The organism is Neisseria sp. P0009.S007 (genome assembly GCF_051962515.1).
Genome location: NZ_JBQCVF010000308.1, coordinates 1 through 1,542, shown reverse-complemented (window position 1 = coordinate 1,542; position 1,542 = coordinate 1). Strand labels below are relative to the sequence as shown.

Genomic DNA, 1,542 nt, shown 5'->3' with positions numbered 1-1,542 from the left:
TTAATCAGCAATACTGCCGCTTGCGCTTCAATGGCTTCCATACGCCCCAGATAGCCAAGTTTTTCGTTGGTTTTACCTTTGATGTTCACGCAGTTTTCAGGTAAACCCAAATCTGCGGCAATATTGGCGCGCATTGCCGGAATATGTGGCGCAAGTTTTGGCTTTTGCGCAATCACGGTCGTATCGACATTAACCACCTTCCAACCCAACTCCTGCACGCTTTGATAAGCCTCGCGCAATAGCACACGGCTGTCGGCATCTTTGAATTCGGCAGCGGTATCAGGAAAATGGCTGCCGATATCGCCCAAACCGGCCGCACCCAACAGGGCATCGGTAATCGCATGCAAAAGCGCATCGGCATCTGAATGACCCAGCAATCCTTTTTCAAACGGAATGTTGACGCCGCCGAGTATCAAATCTCGACCTTCGACCAACTGATGGACATCGTAGCCCTGTCCGACACGGATATTCATGTTTGTTTCCTTAAATAATGGGTTTTGATTGTTCAGACGGCCTTGAGCAACAATCTGACAATGTATTCGTCTTGCGGCAGTGTCAATTTCAAATTGCGCGTATCGCCCTGCACCAAGCGCGGCCGGATACCCAGTTTTTCAACTGCTGATGCTTCATCCGTAATTTCACTTAAATCATCAACCGATAAAGCACGGTGTAACAAGGCCGTCTGAAAAAGCTGCGGCGTTTGCGCCTGCCATAATCCTGCGCGCGCAACGGTTTCATCAATATGATGACTGCCGTCTGAGCGCTTGAGCGTATCAGCCACCGGTATGGCCAAAATACCGCCTTCATCATTCTCACTCGCCTCATCAAGCAAACGTGTTAACGCTTCAGCAGGCAGGCAACAGCGCGCGGCATCATGAACCAAAATGTTATCTTGCGCCTCGACCAAACCTTGCTCCAATAAAACGGACACGCCATTGCGTACCGTTTCGGCACGACTTGCTCCGCCCACTCGAAAGACGCGTACTTTCTCAGACAGGGCCGTCTGAAAAACCAAATCTTCCGGCGAAAGAATAACAGCAATTAAATCTATGCGGGGGTGTTGCTCAAAAATTTCTATGGTATGTTGCAATACGGTTTTACCATTGATTTCAACATATTGTTTAGGTTTTCCTGCACCAAATCGCGCACCGATACCGGCAGCAGGAATCAAAGCGATATTGCGGCGCATCATGCTGACGCTCCGGCATTGACCTCATCAGGCGTTTCGGCCTTGCGCCATACACACGCTTCGCCCAAATCGTCCAAATATTTTTCATGTGTCGCCAACTCGTCCGCATTGGCTTTGATGACTTTCAACTGCGACGTATGTTTGGTTTCCGCAATAACGGTTTGTTTGACTTCGCCCTCTTCTTCCGCCTCGCCACCCATCAGGTCGAACTGCTGACGCGTCATGGCAAGATAGACTTCACCCAAAAGCTCGCAGTCGATTAGCGCGCCGTGCAAGACCCGTTTGCTGCGGTCAACGGAAAAGCGGTTACATAACGCATCCAAGCTTGCCTTTTGCCCCGGAAACATTTCACG

At 50.1% G+C, this 1,542-nt stretch carries 2 protein-coding genes and 1 pseudogene; all 3 read right to left on the bottom strand.

Annotated features, from left to right (window positions below):
• A partial coding sequence (gene ispF / locus ACTHS3_RS12755; protein ID WP_440368108.1) for a 2-C-methyl-D-erythritol 2,4-cyclodiphosphate synthase occupies positions 1–473 on the bottom strand: 473 nt, incomplete at its 3' end.
• Positions 474–505: 32 nt separating this feature from the next.
• On the bottom strand, positions 506–1,192 hold the full coding sequence (gene ispD / locus ACTHS3_RS12750; protein WP_070608280.1) for a 2-C-methyl-D-erythritol 4-phosphate cytidylyltransferase: 687 nt from the start codon (positions 1,190–1,192) through the stop codon (positions 506–508).
• A pseudogene (locus ACTHS3_RS12745) lies at positions 1,189–1,542 on the bottom strand (DNA polymerase III subunit epsilon); the annotation flags it as partial. The pseudogene ACTHS3_RS12745 and the gene ispD, both read right to left, overlap by 4 nt.